Origin of the sequence: Streptomyces sp. NPDC028722, from assembly GCF_040637655.1 — a bacterium.
GTDB lineage: Bacteria > Actinomycetota > Actinomycetes > Streptomycetales > Streptomycetaceae > Streptomyces.
In genome coordinates, this window is record NZ_JBEZWU010000014.1 from 78,225 (window position 1) to 101,382 (window position 23,158).

Genomic DNA, 23,158 nt, shown 5'->3' on the forward strand with positions numbered 1-23,158 from the left:
CGTTCCGCCGTCGTGGGGGCATCTTGTCCGCGCCAATGCCGACTCGCGCACCACTCCCGCCGCGGGCCCCGCGCCCCCCTCCCGTCACCGCACCCCGGCGTGGGCGTATGCGACGCGTGACGCGCCGTGACGGTGTCCCCGCGCCCTCGTCGCGCCACGGCCACTTTCGGCCGAACCCTGTCCGGGGCCGGTGCGGCGGGGCAGACGGCGTGACGCACGCCTGCCTAGCCTCCCGGGCCATGCGATCACCTCTGCTCGGACGCCTCGGGCTCACCGCCGTCCTCGCCCTCCTCCTCGCCGTCTGCGGCCTCGCCCCGAGCGCGAGCGCCGACCCCGCGCCGGCTCCCCTCACCTTCGCCACCGACAGCGCCACCACCACCCCCGGGGGAACGGTGAAGCTGTCGATGACCCTCACCAACAACAGGACCTACGACATCTGGTTCGTGTACCAGACGATCGACCCGACCTGGCTGACCACCCAGCGCCCGGACCTGAAGTACAGCTTCACCGGGTGCAGCCTGGCGACCGCGAGCGGCAGCAGCGCCTGTGCCGGCACCGGACCGAGCAACCTCGGCGGCAACTACGGGGCCACCATCCCGCCCGGTCAGAGCCGCACCGTCACGCTGACCCTCCAGGTCGCCGCCGATTCCGGCTGCAACGGCAACATAGGCTTCTACTCGTACTACTACGCCGAGTTCAGCGACAGCACCCACACCGACGGCGGGCCTGTCTACGCGCCCGAGACGCGCGTCGTCTGCGCCTGACGGACTCCTCGGCCCCGTGACCCGGGTGGCCGGAAACCGCCCCCGGTCATCGGTCCCGCGCGGTACGGACCCGACATGTCGCCCGGCGGACCGTCATGGGCCGCCGGTGCGCCGCCCCCCGGCCGGACCAGCGGACCGGGCCCCTTCGTGCGCCGCGACCCCTGTGCGAAGACGACGCAAAAACGGTTGTTCGGGTTGCTTCGGGGCACTGGCGGACACCTGTGATTTTCCGTCAGGTTCCGTAACTCGACCACAGAAGCTACACAGAGACATCACCATGTGACGCGACAGATGCGTTGACGACCGGCTTCTGAGGGGGACGCCGGCGTCACGCGAGGGGGTGTCGGCTCCATGGGAGCCGTGTTCACCCCTGCCCGGGGAGGGGACTTCACCGCATGAAGCGGACCGTACGCACCACCGCGCTGACGGTGGGCGCGCTCATCGCCGCGCTCGGCCTGGGGGCCGGCCCGGCCGAGGCCGACGCCACCACGCCGCGCATCGACCTCAGAGTCCTGGTGGTGAGCGACGGTGGTCCGGCCACCGACGCCATCGCCGCCGAACTCGACGCCGCCGGTACGCCGTACACGAAGGTCGACCTCACGCGGTCCGACCGGCCCGCCATCGACGCGGGCTTCCTCGCCGACACCGTCGACGGCCGGCCGCGGGCCAGGTTCCAGGCCGTCGTGCTGCCCAACGACAACCCGTTCGCGGCCGGCAGCGCCGAGATGACCGCGCTCGCCGCCTACGAGCAGACCTACGCGATCCCACAGGTCGACGCCTACACCTACGCCCGCCCCCAGGCCGGACTCCAGGTCCCCACCTCCGGCGGCTACTCGGGCAGCATCGACGGCGTCCAGGCCCAGGTCACCGCGGCCGGCCGCGGCGGAGTCTTCGGCTACCTCGACGGCCCGGTACCGTTCGAGGACAACTCGCCCACCGTCGGCGAGAGTTACGCCTACCTGTCGACACCCGCCGCAGGCGCCGACTTCACCCCGTACGTGCAGGCCCCCATCCCGGGCACCACCCGGCAGGGCTCCCTGGTCGGCGAGTACCGGCACGACGGGCGGCGCGAACTGGTCGTCACCTTCGTCTACAACCAGTACCAGCAGCAGTTCCGGCTGCTGTCCCGCGGCATCGTGGAGTGGATGACCGGCGGGGTGCACCTCGGCGCCTCCCGCAACTACTTCGCCGTGCACGTGGACGACGTGTTCGCCGCCGACGACCGCTGGGACACCCGGCTCAACTGCACACCCGGCGACGTCGACTGCACCGGCGGCGCCGGCACGCCCAGCCCCATCCGAATGACCCCGGCGGACGTCGACCACGCCACCGCCTGGCAGGACAGCCACCACTTCACCTTCGACCTGGTCTACAACGGCGCCGGCAGCACCGACCAGCGCGAGGACGACGACGGCGTGGACCAGCTCGCCGACAGGCTGATCACCGACCGGAACCAGTTCCGCTGGGTCAACCACACCTACACGCACGCCTTCCTCGGCTGCGAGCAGAACGTCACCGTCGTCCCGTGGACCTGCACCACCAACGCCGACGGCAGCACCAAGTGGGTCAGCCGCACCACGATCGACAACGAGATCGCCACCAACCGTGTCTGGGGCCAGGTCGCCGGACTCCCGCTCGACAGCACGGAACTGGTCACCGGCGAGCACTCCGGCCTCAGGATCCTGCCGCAGCAGCCCGCGGACAATCCCAACCTGGCCCTCGCCCTCGCGGACAACAACGTCACCTGGCTCGCCTCGGACAACTCCCGCGACCCCCAGCAGCGCCAGGTCGGCCCCGCCACCACGGTCGCCCGCTACCCGATGAACGTCTTCTACAACGCGGGCCGGGCCGCCGAGCAGGTCGACGAGTACAACTGGCTCTACACCGGCCGCGCCCAGGGCGGCAGCGGCATCTGCGAGGACAACCCGGCCACCACCACCTGTCTGTCCGCCCCGCTGGACACCGGCACCGGCTACACCGGCTACATCGTGCCGCTGGAGACCCGGATCGCCCTCGGACACGTACTGTCCGACGACCCCAGGCCGCACTTCATCCACCAGTCGAACCTCGCCGAGGACCGCATCGCCTACCCCGTACTCGACGGCGTACTGGACGGCTACGACGCCCTGTTCGCGGACAACACCCCCGTGGTGAACCTGCGGATGAAGGACATCGGCGTCGAACTCCAGCGCCGCGCCGCCTGGAGGACCGCCGTACAGGCCGGCCAGGTCACCGCCTACCGCATCGGCGACACCGTCACCGTGCAGGGACCGAACGGCGCCGCCGTTCCCGCCACCCTGCCCGCCGGCACCACCCGCGGCACCACCGCCTTCGGCACCGCCTACGCGGGCGCCGTGTCCGGCTGGACCGCCTCCGCCGGCAGCGCGCTCACCTTCACCCTGCCGTCCTCCGCCACCGCACCCGCCGCGACCGCGGGCACCACCGCCGCGGCCACCGCCCCGGCCCCGCACACCAGGATCCCGGCGGGCGTGACCGAGCAGGTTCCGTACACCCCGGACAACTGAACGCCGCACCGGACCCGGGGCCGGTCCGGCCGGCTCCCGCACGCCTCGTGACGGGAGCCGGCGGGACCGGCCCGGGTTCCGGCCACCCGTCGGCGCCCGGAACCGGCCCGACCACCCCACACCTCGGCCGTGGAGCCCCAGCCATGCACGTTCAGCACGGCGCGCGCCGCTCCGGCGCGGCGCACGTCACCCTGCTCACCGAAGGCACCTACCCGCACAGTCATGGCGGCGTCAGCGTCTGGTGCGACCAGCTCGTCCACGGCATGCCCGACCTCGACTTCGAGGTCGTCGCCGTCACCGGCACCGGACGCGAACCCGTCGTATGGGACCTGCCCGCCCACGTCCACAGCGTGCTCTCCGTACCCATGTGGGGAACCCCGCCGCAGGGCCGCCCGCCCCGGGGCCGGGCCCGCAACCGGCTCACCGCCGCCTACGAACGCTTCCTCACCGCGCTCCTCGACCCGCACGCCGAGGACCAGTTCCCGCCCGCGCTGTACACCATGGCCCGGGCCGCCGCCGACGGCACACTGAGCGCTTTCCTGCGCGGCGACCGGGCCATCGCCCTCCTCGCCGCGGTCTGGAACCGCCCGGGACTCGCGGTCCGGGAGGCCGGGCCCACCCTGCACGACGCGGTCACCGCCACCGCCCTGCTGGAACACGCCCTGCGCCCGCTCGCCGCGCCCACCCCCCGGCACGGGGTGACCCACGCGGTCAGCGGCGGGGTCGCCGTGCTGCCGGGGCTCGCCGCGCTGGAGCGGTACGACGTCCCCCTGCTGCTCACCGAACACGGCGTCTACCTGCGCGAACGCTACCTCGGCTACCGCACCGCCCCCTACCGCTGGCCGGTGAAGGCCCTCGTCCTCGGCTTCTTCCGGCTGCTGGCCGAGGAGAGCTACCGCCGCGCCGCCCTGATCACCCCCGGCAACCGCTACAACCGGCTCTGGGAGGAGCAGGGCGGCGCCGACCCGCAGGCCATCCGCACCGTCTACAACGGTGTGGACCCGGCGGCGTTCCCGCCCGCCGGACCCGAACCAGGAGTGCCCACGCTCAGCTGGGCCGGGCGCGTCGACCCCATCAAGGACCTGGAGACCCTCATCCGCGCGTTCGCCCTGGTCCGCAAGGAACTACCCGAGGCCCGGCTGCGGCTCTTCGGCGGGACACCGCGCGGCGGAGAGGCGTACCGGGAACGCTGCGAGGCCCTCGCCGCCGAACTGGGACACGCCGACGCCGTCACCTTCGAGGGCCGCGTCGACGACATCAAGGACGCCTATGCCGCCGGGAACGTCGTGATGCTCTCCAGCATCAGCGAAGGCTTCCCGTTCACCCTCATCGAGGCCATGTCCTGCGGCCGGGCCACCGTCTCCACCGACGTCGGCGGCGTCCGGGAGGCCGTGGGCGGCACCGGGCTCGTCGTCCCGCCGCGCGACCCGGCCCGCATGGCGGCGGCGGCACTGGAACTGCTCGGTGACGCCGAACGGCGCAGGGCGATGGGCGAGGCGGCCCGGCTGCGGGTGATCGAACAGTTCACGCTGCGCCAGACCATCGACACGTTCCGCTCGATCTACCTCGAACTGCCCGCCCACTTCCGGCCGTCCACCGCGCCGGCCGCGCAGGGCGAGGCGCTCCGCGTCGCCGCGGGGAGCCTCTCCGGATGAGCGGCCCCATGGCGCTCGAACCGGGCGGCCCCGAACAGGACACCCTCGCGCTGCGGCTCGCCGAGCCGCCCGCGCGCCGCGACGACCACACGATGGCCCTGCGCCTGCCCAGGCGCGGCCCCGACCCGGAGGCGGTCAGCCGGCTGGCCGCCGACCTCGCCGACCGCGTCGGCCCGGCCGTCCACCCGTACGAGGTGGCCGCCCTGCTGGAGGCCGAGGGCCTGACGGCCGACGAGATCAGGCAGCGGTACGGCCACACCGGCCTGTTCTCCCTGGCCGCCGCCCTGTACGAGCAAGTACCCCGGACCTTCCCCGAACCGCCGCCGGTCGCCGACCCCTGGCGCCCGGACACCGTCCGCAGCCTGCTGCGCGGGGTGCTGTTCGCGCTGCCGGGCCTCGCCTACCTGCTCACCGCGCCCCTGTGGCACCCCGGCCGGCACACCGCCGCGCTCATCACCGCCGGACTGGTCTCCTGGGCGTGGGGGCAGGGCCTCGGCCACCGCGCCCACCTGCGGCTGGCCACCGGCCGCAGGGAGGCCGCCCGCACCCTGCTCACCGGCGCGCCGCTGGGCGCCGCCCTGGCCACCGCGTGCGCCGTCCCGCTCGCCGGCACCGCCGGCCCGGTGCTCGCGGCGGCGGCAGCGCAGTCGCTGTACCTCGCGGCAGCGGGCGTTCTGCTGGTCCTGGCCCGGGAGCGGCTGCTGCTGGCCGCGCTCACCCCGCTGATCGCGGGCACCGCCGTACTGCCCTGGTGGGAACCCGGCACCGCCGTGCGCGCCGGGCTGCCGCTGCTCGCGCTGCTGGCCACCCTCGCCGGCACCGGCCACGCCCTGCGGGGCGCCCTCGCTGCCCCGGCCGCGGCCGGCGGCGCCCGGCCCCAACTGCGGTGGTCGCTGCCGTACGGACTGTTCGGGCTGGCCGCGGGCGTGCTGGTCCTGCTGGAGGGGCGGCGCGACCCGTACGCGGTGATCGTGCTGACCGTCAGCATGGGCCCCGCCGAATGGCTGCTGTTCCGCTACCGGGGCCTGTCCGTCGCCGCCCTGCGCGCCAGCGCCACCCCCGCCGGGTTCCTGCTGCGCTCCGCCGCCGTCCTCGGCGGCTGCCTGCTCGCCTACGTGCTGCCGCTGCTGCCCGCCGCCTGCCTCACCGGCGCGGCACCGGCCCCGCTGCTGCTGCTCGCGGCGACCCTGTGGACCGCGCTGCTCCTCCAGGCGTTCGGGGCCGCCTGGCCCCCGGCCGTGATCTGTCTGGCCGCCGCCGCGACGGCCGGCGCGGTACCGCTGCTGCACCTGCCACCGGGCGGTACCGCCCTGCCGCTGTGCTGCGGCGCGGCCGTGCCGGCCCTGGTCGCCTGCGCCCTGCGGCTGCTCGGCCGGCCCGCCCGGCACGCCTGACCCACACCGCCCGTCCTCGCGCAACCGACCGGAAGGACCCCCGACTTGACCTCCGCACCGCTCGCCGCCGTCACCGGAGCCGAAGGCTTCATCGGCTCCCACCTCACCGAGGCCCTCGTCGCCCGCGGCCACCGGGTCAGAGCCATGGCCCAGTACAACTCCTTCTCCTCCTACGGCTGGCTGGAGACCCTCGCCCCCGACGTCCTGGACCACGTGGAGATCGTCCTCGGCGACGTCCGCGACCCCGGCTCGGTCCGCGGCCTGCTCGACGGCGCCGACGTCGCCTACCACCTGGCCGCACTGATCGCGATCCCGTACTCCTACCAGGCCCCGCACAGTTATGTGGAGACCAACGTCACCGGCACCCTCAACGTGCTGGAGGCGGTCCGCGCCCTCGGCACGCCCCGGCTGGTGCACACCTCCACCAGCGAGACCTACGGCACCGCGCGGACCGTGCCCATCACCGAGGACCACCCCATCAACACCCAGTCCCCGTACGCCGCCTCGAAGGCCGGCGGCGACCGGCTGGCCGACAGCTACCACGCCAGCTTCGGCACCCCGGTCGTCACACTCCGCCCGTTCAACACCTTCGGCCCGCGCCAGTCGATGCGCGCCGTCATCCCCACCGTCATCGGCCAGGTCGCGGCGGGGGAGCGGACCATCACCCTCGGCGATCTGCGCCCCACCCGTGACTTCACCTTCGTGCGGGACACCGCGCAGGCGTTCCTCGCCGTCGGCTCCGCGCCCGCCGAGCAGGTCGTCGGCCGCACCTTCAACGCCGGGACGGGCGGCGAGATCTCCGTCGGCGACCTCGTCGCACTGATCGGCAAGGTGATGGACACCGCCCTCGACATCCGCGAGGACCCCGCGCGCATCCGGCCGGCCGACTCCGAGGTCATGCGGCTGGTCGCCGACGCCACCCGGCTCGCCGGGGCCACCGGCTGGCAGCCCGCCCACACCCTGGAACAGGGCCTCGCCCACACCGTGGACTTCTTCCGCGACCCGGCCAACCTGGCCCGCTACAAGACCGGCATCTACAACATCTGAACCGACCGGCACGTCCCCCCGAGTCCTTGCGTCAACTAAGGAGGAGCCATGCACGCAGTGATCCTGGCGGGAGGCAAGGGCGTCCGGCTGCGGCCCTACACCACCGCGCTGCCCAAGCCCCTCGTCCCGATCGGCGACCAGCACGCCATCCTGGAGATCGTGCTGCGTCAGCTGTCGGCGGCGGGCTTCACCCGCTGCACCCTCGCGATAGGCCACCTCGGCGAGATCATCCGCGCGTACGTCGGCGACGGCTCCCAGTGGGGCATGAACGTCGACTACGCCACCGAGGAGAACCCGCTCGGCACCATGGGCCCGCTGCTCACCCTCAAGGACCGGCTGCCCGAGACGTTCCTGGTCATGAACGGCGACGTCCTCACCGACCTCGACTACGCCGACGTACTGCGCCGCCACGAGCGGTCCGGTGCCCCGCTGACCATCGCCACGTACGCCCGCAAGGTCCACATCGACTTCGGCGTGCTCACCACCGACGCGAGCAGGGTCGTCGCGTTCACCGAGAAACCCAGCATGGACTACCGCGTCTCCATGGGCGTCTACGGCCTCAGCCGCGCCACCCTGGACGGCTACACACCGGGCCTGCCGCTCGGCTTCGACGAACTCGTCCTGGACCTGCTGAGAGACCAGGACCCGCCACACGCCTACGACTTCGACGGTTACTGGCTGGACATCGGCCGTCCCGACGACTACGACCGGGCCAACGCCGAGTTCACCAGCCGCAAGTCCCTGCTGCTCAAGGGAGCCTGAGTACCACATGCGCATTCTCGTCCTCGGCGGCACCGGGTATCTGGGCCGCCACGTGGCCGAGCGGCTGCGCGCCCTCCCGGGCGCGCACGTCCTCACCGCCGGCCGCACCGCCTCCGCGGCATTCGGTGCCGACCTCGCCGCCGATCCGCCCGAGCGGCTCACGAAGACCGTGGCGGCGGCCGCCCCCGACGCCGTGGTCAACTGCGCGGGCGCCACCGGCGGCGACGCCGTGACGCTGGCCGAGGTCAACACCCGCGGCCCGGCCGTACTCTGCGCGGCACTGCGCGAGGCGGCTCCCACCGCCCGCCTGGTGCACCTGGGTTCGGCCGCCGAGTACGGGCCGGGCACCCCGGGCGTGCCGGTCACCGAGTCGGCGCCCGCCTGCCCGGTGACGCCGTACGGCGCGACCAAGCTGGCGGGCACGGTGGCGGTCACCTGCGCCGCCCTGGACGCGGTGGTGCTGCGGGTCGGCAATCCGGTCGGCCCCGGCGCACCCCTCGCGTCCCTGCCCGGCCGGCTGGCCGCGCTGCTCCGCTCGGCCGGGCAGGACCCGGCGGCGGTACTGCGCCTCGGGGACCTCTCTGCGCACCGCGACTTCGTCGACGTACGCGACGTGGCCCGGGCGGCCGAGTACGCCGTCACCACCCCCGGGCCCCTGCCGGCCGTGCTCAACATCGGCAGCGGAACGGCCGTCCCCGTACGGCAGTTGGTGCACGGACTGGCCCGGCGGGCGGGGTTCCGGGGGCGGGTGGAGGAGAGTACGGCCGGTTCGGCGCGCTCCGCGCAGGCGTCCTGGCAGTGCTCGGACATCTCCGCCGCAGCCCGGGCCCTCGGCTGGCGGCCGGACCACAGCCTCGACGACGCCCTCGCCGCGCTGTGGACGGCCGACGCGGAGCGCGTGCCGTGAGCCTGCTGGTACCGCTGTACGTGCACCCGGCCGAGGACCCCGGCGCCTGGCACCGGCTGATCGCGGCGGCCGACCGCACCTACGCGGTCGTCCTCAACCCGGCGAGCGGACCCGGCGCCGCTCCCGATCCCGCGTTCACGGCGGCGGCCCGGGCCCTGCGCGCGGCCGGCGCCCGCCTCGTCGGCTATGTCGACACCGACTACGGCGTCCGGGACCGGGACCGGATCACCGAGGAGATGCGCCGCCACCGGGACTGGTACGGGACCGACGGCTGCTTCCTGGACCGGGTCACCGCCGGCCCGGAGGGCCTGCCCGCCTGCCGCCGCCTGGTCCGGGACCTGCGGCGGCTCGGCGCCGGCCCCGTCGTCCTCAACCCGGGCGTCCACCCGGCGCCCGGCTACACCCGCCTGGGCGACCTGACCGTCACCTTCGAGGGCCACTGGTCGACGTACGTCTCGGCGTTCACCCGGCCGGCCTGGGCCGCCCGGCACCCGCCGGACCGGCTGTGCCACCTCGTCTACGGCGTCCCCGCGGCCCTCGTCCCGCTCGCCGTCCGCACGGCACACGAGCGGGGCGCCGCGGTGTGCGGGCCGGTGACCGGCGAACCGCCCAACCCCTGGGCCGGGTTGAGTCCGGCGTTGACCGGCGGGGGCGGTGTGGAAGGCTGAGCCGGGACCGTATCCGCAGCACGGGAGGCAACCACCGGTATGGCCGTCATCCACGACACCACCCTGAAGCCGAGCAAGACGGAACTGCTCGCCGACTGGCTCCCCACCCGCCCCTGGTACCGCGGCGGGCCCGGCGCGCCCGTGCTGGAGAGGTCCGGCGGGTTCCGGCTGGACGACCCCGAGGGCGAGGTCGGCATGGAGTTCATCGTGGCCACCGACACCGCTAGCCCCGAGCGGACGGCGTATCTGGTGCCGCTCACCTACCGCGGGGCGCCGCTGGAGGGCGCCGGACACGCCCTGGTCGGCACGATGGAGCACGGGGTGCTGGGCAAGCGCTGGGTCTACGACGGCTGCCACGACCCGGTGCTGTTCACCGAGCTGCTGGCGCTGATCGAGGGCCGGGCGCAGGCGATGGCGCAGAGCGTCAGCGACACACCCGACCACGAGGTGACCCGCTCCCACACCGGCGCCGCCCTCGTCCCCGACGGCCTCGCCCCCGAGCCGGCCGACGACCGGGAGGGCACCCGCCTGCCCGCGCCCCACGGGACGGTCCTGCACGTGCACCGCGTGCTGACCCCGGTCGACGAGAATCCGCCGCTGCCCCCGCGGGAGGCGCTCGGGCATGTCGCCACCGGCTGGCCGGGTCCGGACGGAAGCCGGCTGCGGGCCGTCCTCATGACGCTGCGTCACGGCTGATCCGGGCGCCGCCCGCCCGCCGGAGGGCGGGCGGCGCCGGACGGCGGTGGCGCGCACGGCGCCGGGGCGGGGCGCCCGCTTTATCCATCTGGCATGGACCGGTCAAATCTGTCACTCTTTCGGCAGTCGACCGGCAGTCGCCGCCCCGACCCCATGGGGCGCGACGGGCTCCTCGGCACGAGCGATCGCGCAAGCCCCGTACGCGGCCGCCCCGGCGAACCCCGGCCGGGCGGCCTTCGAGCAGGCCGGAACCCCGGCCGCCACGAAGGAGTAGCGTGTGAGAACCACCCCCCACAAGGCCCTCGGCGCCGGTGCGCTCACCGTCGCCGCGGTGGCCGCCCTCGTACTCCCCGCCACCCCCGCCGCCGCCGGCCCGGCCTCCGCCCCCGCCGCCTGCGCCCCCGCCCAGGTCATCAGCAACGGAGGCTTCGAGAGCGGCACTTCACCGTGGACCCAGTCCCCGTCCACCGTGATCACCAGCCGCTCCGGACAGAGCGCCCACGGCGGCGGCTCCTACGCCTGGCTGGACGGCGCGGGCAGCACCCGCACCGACACCCTCGGCCAGAGCGTGACGATCCCCTCCGGGTGCGCCACCGCCACCCTCGGCTTCTGGCTGCACACCGACACCGCCGAGACCACCACGTCCGTCGCGTACGACAAACTGACGGCCAAGATCGGCAGCACGACGCTGGCCACCTACTCGAACCTGGACCAGAACACCGGCTACGTCCACAAGACCATCGACGTGTCGTCGTTCGCGGGCCAGACGGTGAACCTGTCCTTCACCGGCACCGAGGACTCCAGCCTCCAGACGAGCTTCGTCCTGGACGACATCACCCTCGACACCTCCGGCGGCACCACGCCACCACCCGCCGACTCCACCCGCACCCCCGCGGCACCCGCGTACACCGTGAACCTCAGCAGCGACACGAGCGGCACCGTCTGGACCGGGCACGAGAGCGCCACCTTCACCAACGCCTCCGCCACCGCGCTCGGCGAGGTCTACCTGCGGCTGTGGGACAACTACCACGGCACCTGCGACGCGATGCCGGTCAAGGTCAGCAACGTCACCGGCGGCAGCGCCGGCGCCCTCTCCGTGGCCTGCACGGCCCTGAAGATCGACCTGCCGTCCCCGCTCGCCCAGGGCCAGTCCGCCACCATCGGCTTCGACCTCGGCATCACCGTGCCCAGCGGCGCCGACCGGTTCGGCCACGACGGCGCGTTCAGCTTCATCGGCAACGCCCTGCCCGTCCTCGCGGTCCGCGACAGCGCCGGCTGGCACCTGGACCCGTACACCGACAACGGCGAGTCGTTCTACTCCCTGGCCGCCGACTTCAAGGTCACCCTGGACCACCCGACCAGCCTGCTGGTCCCGGCCACCGGCACCTCCACGGAGACGCCCGGCTCCAGCGGCCGTACGGTCACCACCGCCACCGCCGCCAAGGTCCGCGACTTCGCCTGGGCCGCCGGACCGTTCACCAAGATCTCCGGCACCTCGGCCGCCGGCGTCCCGGTGAACGTGTACTCCGTCTCCGGCATCAGCTCCTCCAGCGCCCAGTCGATGCTCAGCACCGCCAGGACCGCGGTCGACGCCCACGCGGCCCGGTTCGGCGCCTACCCCTACGGGGAACTGGACGCCGTCATCGACAACAACTACTGGTTCGGCGGCATGGAGTACCCCGGCTTCGTCCTGGACCTGGTCAGCACCACCGCCCTCACCCACGAGATCGCCCACCAGTGGTGGTACGGCATCGTCGGCGACGACGAGTACACCAGCCCCTGGCTGGACGAGGCGTTCACCGACTACGCCACCGACCTCGCCCAGGGCAAGACCGGCAGCAACTGCTGGAGCAGCGTCTCCTGGGCCTCCAGCACCGAGAAGATCACCAACTCGATGGCCTACTGGGACGCGCACTCCTCCCGGTACTCCACCGTCGTCTACGGCTACGGCAAGTGCGCCCTGCACGACCTGCGGCGCGTCCTCGGTGACACCGCCATGGCCAAGCTGCTGAAGGACTACGCGAGCGCGCACTGGTACGGCGTGTCCACCACGGCCGAGTTCAAGGCGGCGGCCCAGGCCGCCACGAGCACGGACCTGACCTCCTTCTGGAGCCAGCACCGCATCGACGGCTGACGGCCACCCGAACGGCTCAAGGACCGGCCGCGGAAGGCATCGTTGGGCGGTACCCGGGGTGCGGGACGACCCGACCCCGGGTCAGATGGAGTGCGTGCGAAACTCCGTAGCCCCCTTCCGCGGCCGGTACTCCCTGTGCCTCACCGGCACCCTGACCGGCCTCCTCCTGTTCCTGTCCAGCGTCCCGGCCGTGCCCCTGCCGGCCGGCGGCGCTCCCGTACGCGGCAGCGCCTACATGGGTATCGGCGTACTCGCCCACGACGGCACCGACGGCACCCCGCCCCCCGTCCCCCGCGCCTCCCAGGCCGAGGGCGTCGACGTCTCCAGCTATCAGGGAGCCGTCGACTGGAAGAAGCTGTGGGGCGACGGCACCACATGGGCCTACACGAAGGCCACCGAGGGCACCTCCTACACCAACCCCTACTTCAGCTCGCAGTACACCGGTTCGTACAACACCGGCTTGATCCGCGGCGCCTACCACTTCGCGACCCCGGACACCTCCGGCGGTGCCGCCCAGGCCGACTACTTCGTGCAGCACGGCGGTGGCTGGTCCAACGACGCCAAGACCCTGCCCGGAGTGCTCGACATCGAGTGGAACCCGTACGGCGCCGACTGCTTCGGCAAGTCCAAGAGCGGCATGGTCAGCTGGATCCGCGCCTTCCTCGACCGGTACAAGTCCCGCACCGGGCGTGCCGCGGTCATCTACACGGCCACCAGCTGGTGGACCCAGTGCACCGGCAACTACGCCGGCTTCGGCGCGACCAACCCGCTGTGGATCGCGCGCTACGCCTCCACGGTCGGAGCACTGCCGTCGGGCTGGAAGACACACACCATGTGGCAGTACACCTCCACCGGCAAGACGGTCGGCGACCACGACCGGTTCAACGGCCCCCAGGACTCGCTGCGGGACTTCGCCACCGGCTGAGGGGAACCCGGCGGCCGGGACCGGGCCGTGCCGTCGGCCCGGTCCCGGCCAGGGCCGGCAGCCGGCGGGCCGGCAGCCGGGCCAGGAGCAGCAGGCCCACCGCGGTGAGCGGGAGTGACTAGGCTCGGTGCGTGCCGCACGTCGAGATACTCCAGCTGCTGGTCTCCCCGGTGCACCGGTTCTCCGGCCGGCCCGGCGACGGTCCGCCCGAGCTGCCGCCCGGGGAACTGGTGACGACGGCCGAGGTCCGTGCGGGCCTCGGCATCGTCGGCGACCGCTACTTCAACCGCCCCGCCCACCGCAACGCGTCGGTCACCCTCATGGCTGCCGAGCGGCTGCCGCAGCCGGGGCCCCACCCGGCCGGGCTGCTCCGGACCCGGCGCAACGTCCTGCTGCGCGGCGTCGACATCGACGCGTACATCGGGTCGACGGTCTACCTCGACTGCGGGGCCGGACCGGTGGAACTGGAGGTGCGCCGGGCCGCCCGGCCGTGCGCCTGGATGGACACCACCCTGGGGCCCGGTGCCCAGCGCGCGCTGCGCGGCGGCGGGGGAGTGCGCTGCCGGCCGCTGACCGACGGCGTCCTCACGGTGGGCCCGGCGGTGTTCGGAGTGCGGGAACCCGGGGAGACGGCGGCGGGCGGCGCGTGAGTACGAGGGCCCGAGCGGCCCGCCCAGCGGACCCGGCGCCGGGCCACGGCACCGGCGGTCCGCCCGGCCCGGCGGTGACCCCGAGGGATTCGCCCCGGCGGTGACCCCCAAGGGTGTCGCCCACCGGCCTCGTGGACGTCAGTGACGCCCTGCGGCCGGAGCGCTCAGGTGCCCGAGGCGGCCAGTTGGCCGGCCAGCCGGTGGGCCTGGGCGAGCAGCGCGCCGTAGGTGGCGACCTCGTCGGGATCCTCCCTGACGGAGCGGGCCAGGTCCCGGCGCAGCTCGCCGAGCGTGTCGCGCAGCCGGGCCACGGACTCGCTCAGCTCGTCCTCGCACGCGTCGCCGAACCGGCTGCGGCTGTACAGCCGCAGCGCGTGGGCGGTCTGGCGCAGGAACTCGGCGTAGCGCCGGGCCGGACCGGGCCGCGGCCGGGGCGGCGGACGGTCCTCGGCGGCTGCCTCCATGACCGTGCGGGTCACCCCCGCGGTGTGGACGGACGCGTAGTCCAGGACCACGAGCGCGTCGTCGTACTCCTTGCCGGGCGGCGGCACGGCGCCGGCGCGCCGGCGGCGCAGGTTGACCCGCAGGCTCTCCCGGCTCCACTCGACCGCCGAGCGGGCCTCCTCCACCAGCCGGTTCAGCCGCAGGGCCCGCTCGTGCCAGGCCCCGGCCTCCTCGGCGTCCCAGTGTCCCCCGGCCAGCCCGTCCGCGACGTCCCGCAGGATGTCGTGGGCCTCCTCGGTCGCGTCCTGGAGCACGGAGCGGGTGTCGCGCAGATACAGCGGGGGCCGTACCAGCGCGTTGACGGCGATGCCGACGACCGCCCCGAACAGGGCCTCGGTGAGCCGGGCCGTGGAGGTGGCGACGCTCACGGGTGCGTTGGTGAGGACGAACAGGGCGCCGGTGGCCGCGTTGATGCCCTGGCTGCCCAGCCGACGCCACCGGCCGAGCAGCATCACCGGCGGAAGGACGACCGCCATCGCGGCCACCGTGCTGTGCAGCAGCAGCCCGGCCGCGGTGGCGGCGATCGTGCCGGCCGCGATCGCCGCGAGCTGTTGCAGCCCGTGGGCGATCGACCGGTAGACGGTCGACTCCACCAGGACGACCGCCACCCAGGGCGCGACGAACGCCACCGGTGCGTGCAGCCACCACCCCGCCACCACCCAGGCCAGCCACGCGGCCAGCGCGGCCTTCACCGCCTGGAGGGCCATGTCCCGTTCCCGGCCCGGTCCCGTCCAGGCCCGTCGTACCGTCCGTACCGCGTCCGACAGATCACGCCGTACAGCCTGCAAGGTCACTCCTGTCCCACGCACGGTGACCCGGGTGCCACCGGTCGGCACCGTCCATGCCGCCCGACCGGTCACCGGCACTGTGACAACGCGCACCACCGCGCGGTCCGGCGGATCGTCAGGGGGGTACGGCGCGCAGGGCGCGCAGCACCGACCAGACCACCGAGACCAGCGGAACCGCCACGATGGCACCGATCACCCCGGCGACGATGCTGCCCGCGATCACGGACAGGGCGACGACCAGCGGGTGCAGCCGTACCGCCCAGCTCATCACCAGCGGATGCAGCACATGCCCCTCGAGCTGGCCGATCACGACGATCAGGACCAGTACGCACGCCGCCGTGAAGGGTCCGCGCCCGGCGAGCGCGACGACCGTGGCGACCGCGAGGGCGACCGGCGAGCCCACCAGCGGCACGAACGCCGCGAAGAACTCCAGCAGGGCCAGCGGCAGCGCCAGCGGCACCCGCAGCACCAGCAGGGCGACACCGACCAGTACGGCGTTGGTGGCGGCCACGATGATGATGCCCCGCGTGTACCCGGCGAAGCTGTGCCAGGCGGCCCGCCCCGCCCGGTCCCAGGCCGCACGGGCACCGGCGGGCATCAGCTCGTCGCGTGCCCAGCCCCACAGGTGCTCGCCGGAGTGCATGAAGAACACCGACGCGAACAGCGCGAGCGCGCCGCCCGCGGCCACCTCCACCACCCGGCCGAACTCGCTGACGGCGCTGCTGAGCAGAGCCGCCTGGTGGGCGGAGACATAACCCGTCAGCTGGTCCTGGAAAGCGGAGAGCCGGCCCGCGCTGATCCGGAACGGCGGCCGTTGCAGCCACTCCTGGATGCGGTGCGTACCGCCGCGGAAGTCACCCACCAGCCGGCCCGACTCGTTCACCACCGCACTGCCCACGAGGGCGAGCAGGGCCAGCAGGAGCAGCAGGCTGCCGATCAGCGCCAGGGCCACGGCGACCGGCCGCGGCAGGAACCGGCCGAGCAGGTCGACGAGCGGGCGCAGGACGGACGTCACGACCAGCGCGAGGAACAGGGCCACGGCGATCAGCTGGAAGCTGCCGAGGACGCTGAAAACGCCGTAGACGACGATGCCTACGAGGATCAGCCGCCAGGAGAAGGCCGCGGCTACCCGCAGCCACGGCACCGTCCACTCGGCCGGCGGCGCGGGCGGCTCCGGCCGGGGTGGCGCCGGCAGCCGCACCGAGTACGCCGGCCGGCTGCCCGGCACCCGGCCGGCGGGCCGCCGCCCGCCGCCTCGCCCGGTCACCCGTCGGCGCTGCTCACCCACCACCGCTCGCGCCTCCTCGCCACCCATGACGGCCGGTCACCTCCACAGCACCGTAAGCACAGGGCGGCGAGGGGGCGCGCCGAGCGCACGCGTCGGGCCCGCCTCCCGGCGACCGGTGCCACCCGCGCGCACGCCACGGTGCGCATACGGCACCCGCCGGTCGCGGCCGAACCGGCGTACCGGACCGGCGGGGCCGAAGGTCCCTGCGGGGCCCAGGGGCTTGCGGGGCGGAGTCGCACGGGCGACGCCGTCGAACGGGCCGTACGCCGAACAGGCGCCGGTTGGGGCGGCCGGACGGCCCGCCGGGCCGGCCGCCTCCGAACCAGTGCGGCCGCTCGGCCGGGGCGGTGTGCGCGGCGCCGGCCCCCACCGGGCCGGGCAGGGACGCGGACCGCGTCAGGGCGGGCGTCCGTCAGCCGGTCCGCTCCCGTGCCGAGGGGCCGGGCCGGTCCACGGCGGTCACAGGACCTTCACAGCCGGCGAGGGTGGGCACGCCGCAGCAGGGCACTCGCGTCGGTGTCCCCGGCAGGAGGGGGAGCCTCCAGTGATCATCGTCGCGGTTCTGCTGTTCCCGGTCCTCAGCCTCCTGCTGTACGGGCTGGATCAGGTTGAGGACCGGTGGGTGCTGCGGCCTCCGGCGTCCCGTCGCTCCCGGCACCGCCGGGGGAGCCGGGCGGGCCGGCGGTGACCGGCGTCCCGCCGCACCAGCGGTGACGGACGATCGCCTTCCCGAGTTCGGTCCGCTCGGACTCGGGAAGCGCGCCGCCCTGGGCGTGGTCCAGGACGTGCTCGGCGACCGCCCGCAGCTTGGTGTTGGTGTGCTGGGAGACGTCCCGCAGCGCCCGCCAGGCCCCTTCCGGCGTCAGCTGCCCCAGGACGACCAGGACACCGATGGCCTGGTCGATCACGGCGTGCGAGGTGATCGCGCGCCGCAGCTGCTGGTTCTCCTCGTGCATCCGGTCGTGCTCGGTCACCAGGTCGGTGATCGAGAGCAGGACGAGCGGCTTGTTCCGGGAGACGGCGAAGAAGGCCATTGGAGCACCTTTTCGGAGTGGGGGCGTCACTGCTCCGCCTGCCCCCGGTGAGCGTATGCATACGAATTCAACCAGTAACACCGGTTACGGTCACGCCGTACGGGTCCGCGTCCTACACGGCCCGGCCCGTCGGCAGCAGCTCGCGGATGTCGGCGGGCAGCGCCCCGGCCATCCGTTCGGTCAGTTCCGGGGCGAGGGCGGCGTCCAGCACCTCCAGGACCGCGGCGGCCTCCCGCAGTGCCGTGTCCTCGTCGGTACCGGCCCGGACGGCGATGCGTCCGGCGAACGCGGTCAGCCCGAACCGTTCGCCCGACGTGCCGGAGTCCGGCCCGGCCGAGGCGTCGGCCGCCTCCCGCATGGCCGCCGCCATGTCGTGCGGCAGCTGGGCGGCCACATGCCGGGCCAGCCCGGACGGCAGCCGTTCCGACAGCGTGGTCACCACCGCGTGCGCGGCCCGCTCGGCCGTTCCCCGGTCGGGCAGCTGGGCCAGCGCCTGCACCTTCCCGATCATCTCGTCGTGCCGCATGATGCCGGTCCCTTCGCGCGAAGTCCTGACGGCAGCGCCGTCCCGCGGGCGTGGCGGCCCCGCACGGGTACCCCCGCAGCCGCCCCGCGTCACCGTCTCCGGCCGTCCGGCGGCGCCGTCGCCGTGGCGCGGGGCGGGCGTCGGCGGCGTAGGATCGGCTGATCATCGTGCGAGGTGCGCATGACAGGAGTGGGACTGGCCGCACCGCTGTGGGACATCCACAACGGGCAGGGGCCGCGGCAGCTGGCCGAACTGGGCCTGGCGCTCGTGCTGTCCAGCCTGATCGGCTGGGAGCGCGCGGCCCAGCAGAAGAGCGCGGGCCTGCGCACCCACACGCTGGTCGGCATCGCCAGCGCGCTGATGATGGAGGTCTCCCAGCACGGGTTCAGCGCGGTGCTGGGCCTGGAGAACGTCTCTTTCGACCCCTCCCGCGTCGCGGCGCAGATCGTCTCCGGGATCGGCTTCATCGGCGGCGGCCTGATCTTCGTACGCCGTGATGCCGTACGGGGCCTGACGACCGCCGCCACCGTCTGGCTGACCTGTGCGGTCGGCATGGCCTGCGGCGGCGGGCTGCCCCTGCTCGCGGTGGTGGTGACGGCGCTGCACTTCCTGGTGGTGCGGGGCTACTCGCGGCTCTCGCACCGTCTGGTCCCCGGCGCGGCCGCCGCCACCTTCGAGGCGCGCCTGACCTACCGGACAGGCACGGCGCTGCTGCCGCGCCTGATGGAGGCCTGCACCCGGCGCGGCTTCCGGATCGTCCAGGTCAAGGTCGAACGGCTGCCCGACCGCGCCGATGCCGCCGCCCGGGTCCTGCTGCGGCTGGAGGGCACCGCGGACCCCTCCCGGCTGGCGTCGGAACTGTTCCAGGACGACGGCGTACTCGATGTGGAGCTGACCTCCGCGGCGGACGACGAATAGCCCGCACGGGGGCGCCCCGGACCTCCCCGCGCGCGGGTCGGCACCCCGGACCCCGCCGTACGCGGGACGGTGGGCGCCCCGGACCTCCACGTGCACGGGACGGACGGCGACGGCCGACCGCCCGCGTGGACGGCCGACCGCCCGCGTGGACGGCATACCGTCCACGCGGGCGGTGCCGCGGCCGGCTCAGTCCTCGGTCGCCTGCTGGGTCCACGTCCAGGCGTAGTGCAGCCAGTCCGACAAGGTCAGCGCACTCAGGCCCCCGCACACCAGCCGGGTGAGCCGGGGCGCCGCCGCGTAGGAGCAGACCAGGGCGCCGGCGGTCCAGGCGGCGGTGCAGAACGGGCAGGCCAGCAGGTCGCCGACGGCCCGCCGGGGGCCGGTGCCCCGGGGTTCGTCCATGACCTCGCTGGCCTCTCCCTGGCCCGTACGGCGGGTGAACGGGGCCCGCAGAAAGCTGGTGATCTTGTCTCGGGTCAGCACCCTCGACGCCTTGTACGTCGCGGCGCCGAGCAGTGCGACGTCCCACGGCGGCACCTCCTCCGGCAGCCGGATTCCCCGCTGCCGGGCCACGACCGCGAAAGTGCCGACGCCCGCCGCGAAGACGGAGGCGAGAGCCGCGTATCCCGCGAGGGGAACCTCGCCCTGGTCGTCGTAGCCTGCGGCGTCCGTCGTCATGAGACCTCCCGTACGTGTTCACGTGCCCTTCTGGGGGCGCGCACCGGGTTCCCTCGCCGGGGAGGGCGACACGTGGTCATCCGGCGCGTCACCCGGCGGAACCGCGTCCGACGTGGGCGAGGACACATATGACCTGGTTCGCACCCCCTTTTTCAGGTGCCCGGCTCCCGGCTACCGTGACGTGGAAGTCCTTTCCCCCGCGCACCTCGGACGGCCCGGCTGTGCTCACTGACCTGTCTCCCCTGATAGCCGCGACGGCACGCTGGCTGACCGTCGCCTACCCGCCGTGCGGTGGCGCGCTGGCCGCCGCGCTGTGCGAGGCGCAGGCCCGGCAGGCCGTGACCGTGGCCGCCTGGCTGCGGTATCCCACCGAGATCGACGCCGCCCTGGTCGCCCTGGCCGGCCCCGGGGGCGCGACCCGCCTCGACTGGCTCAGCGGCGCGGAGCCGGCCGACGGCCACCCGGCCGGCGAGCGGGCGTGGCGTACCTGGGTGGACGAGATCGTGGCCAGCTGGGCCGCCGCGCTGCTCACCGACGCCGCACTGGCGGGGGCGGCCGTCGCCGCACTCGCCGGGGGAGAGCACACCGCGTCCGCGCCGGTCGAGTTCCGCCGGCTGCTCGCCCCGGACGCCGGCGACCGGCGCGCCGCCGCCCTGCTCCGCCACCCCGACCTGCTCGCCCCGGTGGCCGAACTCCACCAGGACCAGCTCCTCGACCGCCTCACCCCCGGCCGGCCCCTCGCGGCCTGACCCGCTCCCGGTCGATCCCCTACGGACGGCGGCCACCCCGCTGCTCACGCCTCTGCCCGGCGTCGGCGAGCGGTCACCGCCGCGACGAGCCGGGCCGGCCGTACGACACCCGCGCGGCCCCGCCGTACGACGACCGTGCGCCCCCGCCGCCCGCCCCGCCGTGCGCTCCGGATGGCGGAAGCGACCCGGGTGAGGCCGGCGAAACGCCGCGGCGGTTCTTCGCGGCACCGCGGCGAACGGCGACCATGCCGTCCCATGGACATCCTGCTGGTCGCCAGCGCGTTCAACAGCCTCTCCCAGCGCGTGTACGCCGAACTGTCGGACCTCGGGCACCGGGTGGACGTGGTGCTCGCCGCACACGGCCCCGACCCGGTCCGCGCCGCCGTGCGCGAGCTGCGGCCGGAGCTGATCATCGCGCCGATGCTCAGGACGGCCCTGCCCGAGGACGTGTGGCGCGACCACACCTGCCTGATCGTGCACCCCGGCCCGCCGGGCGACCGCGGCCCGTCCGCGCTGGACTGGGCCGTCGCCGGCCGGGCGGAGCAGTGGGGTGTGACCGTGCTCCGGGCCGAGGCGGCGATGGACGCGGGCGCGATCTGGGCGGCCGAGCCGTTCCCCGTGCCGCCCGTCGGCAAGAGCGACCTCTACCGCAACGAGGCCTCCGACGCCGCCGTCACCGCCGTCCTGACGGCCGTACGGCGCTACGCCGAAGCCTCGTACAAGCCCCTCCAGCAGACCGACGCGTCGGTCACGGTCGTCTGGCGCGACTTCTTCCGGCAGGAGCAGCGGCGGATCGACTGGGAGCGCGACGACACCGAGACGGTCCTGCGCAAGCTCCGCGGCGCCGACTCCCAGCCGGGCGTCCTGGACGAGCTCCTCGGCCAGGAGGTGTTCCTGCACGGCGGGCACCCCGAGGACCGGCTGCGCGGCCGTCCGGGCGCCCTGCTGGCCCAGCGCGCCGGAGCCGTCTGCCGGGCCACCCGCGACGGCGCGGTCTGGATCCCGGAACTGCGTCCCCGCCGCGACTCCGGCGACCCGGCGCCCTTCCGCCGCCCGGCCGTCTCGGTGCTCGCCTCCCGCCGGCCCGGCCTGCGGCTCCCGGACGACCCCGCCCCCCTGGAACTCCCGCCCGGCCGGCGCACCTGGACCGACATCCGCTACCACCAGCACGATGACGTCGGCTTCCTCGCCTTCTCCTTCCCGGGCGGCGCGATGAGCACCGACCAGTGCCGCAGACTGCTCGCCGCCTACCGGGAGGCCCTGACCCGCCCCACCCGCGTCCTCGTCCTCGGCGGGATGCGCGACTTCTTCTCCAACGGCATCCATCTGAACGTCATCGAGGCCGCCCCCGACCCGGCCCAGGAGTCCTGGACCAACCTCAACGCCATGGACGACCTCGTGGAGGCCGTGCTGCGCACCACCGACCGGCTGGTGGTGGCCGCCCTCGCCGGCAACGCCGCGGCCGGCGGGGCCATGCTGGCCCTCGCCGCCGACGAGGTGTGGTGCCGCACGGGCGTCGTCCTCAACCCGCACTACCGGCGCATGGGCCTGTACGGCTCCGAGTTCTGGACCTACACCCTGCCGCGCCGCGTCGGCCCCGGCCACGCCCGCCGCCTGACCACGGAGGCACTGCCGGTCAGCGCCGCGTCCGCCGAACGGCTGGGCCTCGTGGACCGGCTGGTGCCGGCCGCGCCCGGGGACTTCACGGCCCGGGTGCGGCGGCTGGCGACCGCGCTCGCCACCGCCCCGGACCTCGACGGGCGGATCGCCGCCAAGGCGGCGGCCCGCGCGGAGGACGAGCGGGAACGCCCCCTGGCCGACCACCGGCAGGCGGAACTGGCCCGCATGCACGCCGTCTTCTTCGACCCCTCGGCCCCCTACCACGCCCTGCGCTCGGCCTTCGTCCGCAAGACACCCGCCGGCTCACCCCGGCCCCTCGCCCCGGCCGCCGGGGACGCCCGGTGACGCCCCGGATCCTGGTGGCCGGCGTCGGCAACATCTTCCTCGCCGACGACGCCTTCGGCCCCGAGGTGATCCGCGCACTCGGACAGCGCCCGCTGCCGCCCGGGGTACGGGTGCGCGACTACGGCATCCGCGGCATGGACCTCGCCTACGACCTGCTGGCCGGCTGTGCCACCGCAGTCCTGGTCGACGCGGCCCCGCGCGGCCACCGCCCCGGCACCCTCTCGTTGATCGAGGCCGAACCCCCCGACGGGACCGTCGCGCCCGAGGCCCACGGCATGGACCCGGCGACGGTCCTGGCCCTGGCCGGGCACCTGGGCGACGAGCCCCTGCCCAGGGTCCTCGTCCTGGCCTGCGAACCCGGTGTGCTGCCGGACGGCGACGACCTTCTCGGCTCACTGAGCGCACCGGTGCGGGAGGCGGTCGGCCGGGCCGTGGACGCGCTGCACACACTCGTCCCCGCCCTGCTCGACGATCCGGCCGGCCCGCTGCCTCCGTTGGGCCGCCCGGTGGAATCCGGTACCCCGCCCCCGGCAACGCTGCCCGCGACGGCGCCCGGCGGCACCCAGAATCGGTGAGACGCC

General features: G+C 74.4%; 21 protein-coding genes. 16 read left to right on the top strand and 5 right to left on the bottom strand.

The window, feature by feature from the left end; all coding sequences use genetic code 11:
* Positions 1 to 239: 239 nt before the first annotated feature.
* The 12 genes from AB0F03_RS21870 (at position 240) to AB0F03_RS21925 (ending at position 14,127) form a co-directional block, all read left to right on the top strand.
* On the top strand, positions 240 to 764 hold the full coding sequence (locus tag AB0F03_RS21870) for a hypothetical protein (RefSeq protein WP_361994418.1): 525 nt from the start codon (positions 240 to 242) through the stop codon (positions 762 to 764).
* A 395-nt stretch (positions 765 to 1,159) separates the two neighbouring features.
* A complete protein-coding gene (locus AB0F03_RS21875) occupies positions 1,160 to 3,289 on the top strand; it encodes a hypothetical protein (RefSeq protein WP_361994421.1) in 2,130 nt (709 codons plus the stop codon).
* 143 nt (positions 3,290 to 3,432) lie between these two features.
* Positions 3,433 to 4,944, top strand: a complete 1,512-nt coding sequence (gene pelF, locus AB0F03_RS21880; RefSeq protein WP_361994424.1) for a GT4 family glycosyltransferase PelF — start codon at positions 3,433 to 3,435, stop codon at positions 4,942 to 4,944.
* On the top strand, positions 4,941 to 6,338 hold the full coding sequence (locus AB0F03_RS21885; protein ID WP_361994427.1) for a hypothetical protein: 1,398 nt from the start codon (positions 4,941 to 4,943) through the stop codon (positions 6,336 to 6,338). Before pelF ends, AB0F03_RS21885 begins: the two co-directional genes overlap by 4 nt.
* Positions 6,339 to 6,383: 45 nt before the next feature.
* Positions 6,384 to 7,385 (top strand): GDP-mannose 4,6-dehydratase, encoded by a 1,002-nt coding sequence (locus tag AB0F03_RS21890; RefSeq protein ID WP_361994430.1) that lies wholly within the window; start codon positions 6,384 to 6,386, stop codon positions 7,383 to 7,385.
* Positions 7,386 to 7,433: 48 nt separating this feature from the next.
* Positions 7,434 to 8,147, top strand: a complete 714-nt coding sequence (locus AB0F03_RS21895) for a sugar phosphate nucleotidyltransferase (protein ID WP_361994433.1) — start codon at positions 7,434 to 7,436, stop codon at positions 8,145 to 8,147.
* 7 nt (positions 8,148 to 8,154) lie between these two features.
* Positions 8,155 to 9,054 carry an NAD(P)-dependent oxidoreductase gene (locus AB0F03_RS21900; RefSeq protein WP_361994436.1) on the top strand — a complete coding sequence of 300 codons (900 nt, stop codon included), beginning with the start codon at positions 8,155 to 8,157 and terminating at the stop codon, positions 9,052 to 9,054.
* Positions 9,051 to 9,722 carry a spherulation-specific family 4 protein gene (locus AB0F03_RS21905; protein ID WP_361994439.1) on the top strand — a complete coding sequence of 224 codons (672 nt, stop codon included), beginning with the start codon at positions 9,051 to 9,053 and terminating at the stop codon, positions 9,720 to 9,722. Before AB0F03_RS21900 ends, AB0F03_RS21905 begins: the two co-directional genes overlap by 4 nt.
* A gap of 39 nt (positions 9,723 to 9,761) precedes the next feature.
* Entirely contained in the window at positions 9,762 to 10,418 is a 657-nt protein-coding gene (locus tag AB0F03_RS21910) for a 1,4-alpha-glucan branching protein (RefSeq protein WP_361994442.1), read from the top strand.
* Between the two features lie 277 nt (positions 10,419 to 10,695).
* A complete protein-coding gene (locus AB0F03_RS21915) occupies positions 10,696 to 12,552 on the top strand; it encodes a M1 family aminopeptidase (RefSeq protein ID WP_361994444.1) in 1,857 nt (618 codons plus the stop codon).
* Positions 12,553 to 12,637: 85 nt separating this feature from the next.
* The gene (locus AB0F03_RS21920; RefSeq protein ID WP_361994447.1) at positions 12,638 to 13,477 is read left to right on the top strand and encodes a lysozyme; all 840 of its coding nucleotides are present in this window, start codon (positions 12,638 to 12,640) and stop codon (positions 13,475 to 13,477) included.
* Between the two features lie 131 nt (positions 13,478 to 13,608).
* Positions 13,609 to 14,127 (top strand): molybdenum cofactor biosysynthesis protein, encoded by a 519-nt coding sequence (locus tag AB0F03_RS21925; protein WP_361994449.1) that lies wholly within the window; start codon positions 13,609 to 13,611, stop codon positions 14,125 to 14,127.
* Positions 14,128 to 14,291: 164 nt separating this feature from the next.
* On the opposite strand, the gene AB0F03_RS21930 is transcribed toward AB0F03_RS21925, so the two are convergent.
* The 4 genes from AB0F03_RS21930 to AB0F03_RS21945 form a co-directional block, all read right to left on the bottom strand.
* The gene (locus AB0F03_RS21930) at positions 14,292 to 15,398 is read right to left on the bottom strand and encodes an aromatic acid exporter family protein (RefSeq protein ID WP_361994732.1); all 1,107 of its coding nucleotides are present in this window, start codon (positions 15,396 to 15,398) and stop codon (positions 14,292 to 14,294) included.
* A 136-nt stretch (positions 15,399 to 15,534) separates the two neighbouring features.
* Positions 15,535 to 16,734, bottom strand: a complete 1,200-nt coding sequence (locus tag AB0F03_RS21935) for an AI-2E family transporter (RefSeq protein ID WP_361994451.1) — start codon at positions 16,732 to 16,734, stop codon at positions 15,535 to 15,537.
* A gap of 551 nt (positions 16,735 to 17,285) precedes the next feature.
* A complete protein-coding gene (locus tag AB0F03_RS21940; RefSeq protein WP_361994454.1) occupies positions 17,286 to 17,741 on the bottom strand; it encodes an ANTAR domain-containing protein in 456 nt (151 codons plus the stop codon).
* A 112-nt stretch (positions 17,742 to 17,853) separates the two neighbouring features.
* Positions 17,854 to 18,267 carry a DUF2267 domain-containing protein gene (locus tag AB0F03_RS21945; protein WP_361994457.1) on the bottom strand — a complete coding sequence of 138 codons (414 nt, stop codon included), beginning with the start codon at positions 18,265 to 18,267 and terminating at the stop codon, positions 17,854 to 17,856.
* A 180-nt stretch (positions 18,268 to 18,447) separates the two neighbouring features.
* Between AB0F03_RS21945 and AB0F03_RS21950 the strand changes: the two genes are divergently transcribed.
* Positions 18,448 to 19,185 carry an MgtC/SapB family protein gene (locus tag AB0F03_RS21950; protein WP_361994460.1) on the top strand — a complete coding sequence of 246 codons (738 nt, stop codon included), beginning with the start codon at positions 18,448 to 18,450 and terminating at the stop codon, positions 19,183 to 19,185.
* Positions 19,186 to 19,371: 186 nt separating this feature from the next.
* Here AB0F03_RS21950 and AB0F03_RS21955 read toward each other — a convergent pair whose 3' ends face one another.
* A complete protein-coding gene (locus tag AB0F03_RS21955) occupies positions 19,372 to 19,863 on the bottom strand; it encodes a DUF1360 domain-containing protein (protein ID WP_361994463.1) in 492 nt (163 codons plus the stop codon).
* 221 nt (positions 19,864 to 20,084) lie between these two features.
* Here AB0F03_RS21955 and AB0F03_RS21960 point away from each other — a divergent pair, with 221 nt between their 5' ends.
* From AB0F03_RS21960 to AB0F03_RS21970, 3 genes are all read left to right on the top strand, one after another.
* Complete coding sequence (locus AB0F03_RS21960) at positions 20,085 to 20,612, top strand: hypothetical protein (RefSeq protein ID WP_361994465.1); 528 nt, start codon at positions 20,085 to 20,087, stop codon at positions 20,610 to 20,612.
* 255 nt (positions 20,613 to 20,867) lie between these two features.
* Positions 20,868 to 22,577 (top strand): enoyl-CoA hydratase-related protein, encoded by a 1,710-nt coding sequence (locus AB0F03_RS21965; protein WP_361994468.1) that lies wholly within the window; start codon positions 20,868 to 20,870, stop codon positions 22,575 to 22,577.
* Positions 22,574 to 23,152, top strand: coding sequence for a hydrogenase maturation protease (locus AB0F03_RS21970; RefSeq protein ID WP_361994471.1), 579 nt, complete (start codon positions 22,574 to 22,576; stop codon positions 23,150 to 23,152). The genes AB0F03_RS21965 and AB0F03_RS21970 overlap by 4 nt, the downstream gene beginning before the upstream one ends.
* The last annotated feature ends 6 nt before the right edge of the window (positions 23,153 to 23,158 follow it).

Excerpts from the sequence above, each read along its gene's own strand:
- AB0F03_RS21870 (WP_361994418.1), top strand. The coding sequence starts at position 240 with ATGCGATCACCTCTGCTCGGACGCCTCGGGCTCACCGCCGTCCTCGCC.
- AB0F03_RS21875 (WP_361994421.1), top strand. The coding sequence starts at position 1,160 with ATGAAGCGGACCGTACGCACCACCGCGCTGACGGTGGGCGCGCTCATC.
- pelF (WP_361994424.1), top strand. The coding sequence starts at position 3,433 with ATGCACGTTCAGCACGGCGCGCGCCGCTCCGGCGCGGCGCACGTCACC.
- AB0F03_RS21885 (WP_361994427.1), top strand. The coding sequence starts at position 4,941 with ATGAGCGGCCCCATGGCGCTCGAACCGGGCGGCCCCGAACAGGACACC.
- AB0F03_RS21895 (WP_361994433.1), top strand. The coding sequence starts at position 7,434 with ATGCACGCAGTGATCCTGGCGGGAGGCAAGGGCGTCCGGCTGCGGCCC.
- AB0F03_RS21900 (WP_361994436.1), top strand. The coding sequence starts at position 8,155 with ATGCGCATTCTCGTCCTCGGCGGCACCGGGTATCTGGGCCGCCACGTG.
- AB0F03_RS21910 (WP_361994442.1), top strand. The coding sequence starts at position 9,762 with ATGGCCGTCATCCACGACACCACCCTGAAGCCGAGCAAGACGGAACTG.
- AB0F03_RS21920 (WP_361994447.1), top strand. The coding sequence starts at position 12,638 with ATGGAGTGCGTGCGAAACTCCGTAGCCCCCTTCCGCGGCCGGTACTCC.
- AB0F03_RS21935 (WP_361994451.1), bottom strand. The coding sequence starts at position 16,734 with ATGGGTGGCGAGGAGGCGCGAGCGGTGGTGGGTGAGCAGCGCCGACGG.
- AB0F03_RS21940 (WP_361994454.1), bottom strand. The coding sequence starts at position 17,741 with ATGGCCTTCTTCGCCGTCTCCCGGAACAAGCCGCTCGTCCTGCTCTCG.
- AB0F03_RS21945 (WP_361994457.1), bottom strand. The coding sequence starts at position 18,267 with ATGCGGCACGACGAGATGATCGGGAAGGTGCAGGCGCTGGCCCAGCTG.
- AB0F03_RS21950 (WP_361994460.1), top strand. The coding sequence starts at position 18,448 with ATGACAGGAGTGGGACTGGCCGCACCGCTGTGGGACATCCACAACGGG.
- AB0F03_RS21955 (WP_361994463.1), bottom strand. The coding sequence starts at position 19,863 with ATGACGACGGACGCCGCAGGCTACGACGACCAGGGCGAGGTTCCCCTC.
- AB0F03_RS21965 (WP_361994468.1), top strand. The coding sequence starts at position 20,868 with ATGGACATCCTGCTGGTCGCCAGCGCGTTCAACAGCCTCTCCCAGCGC.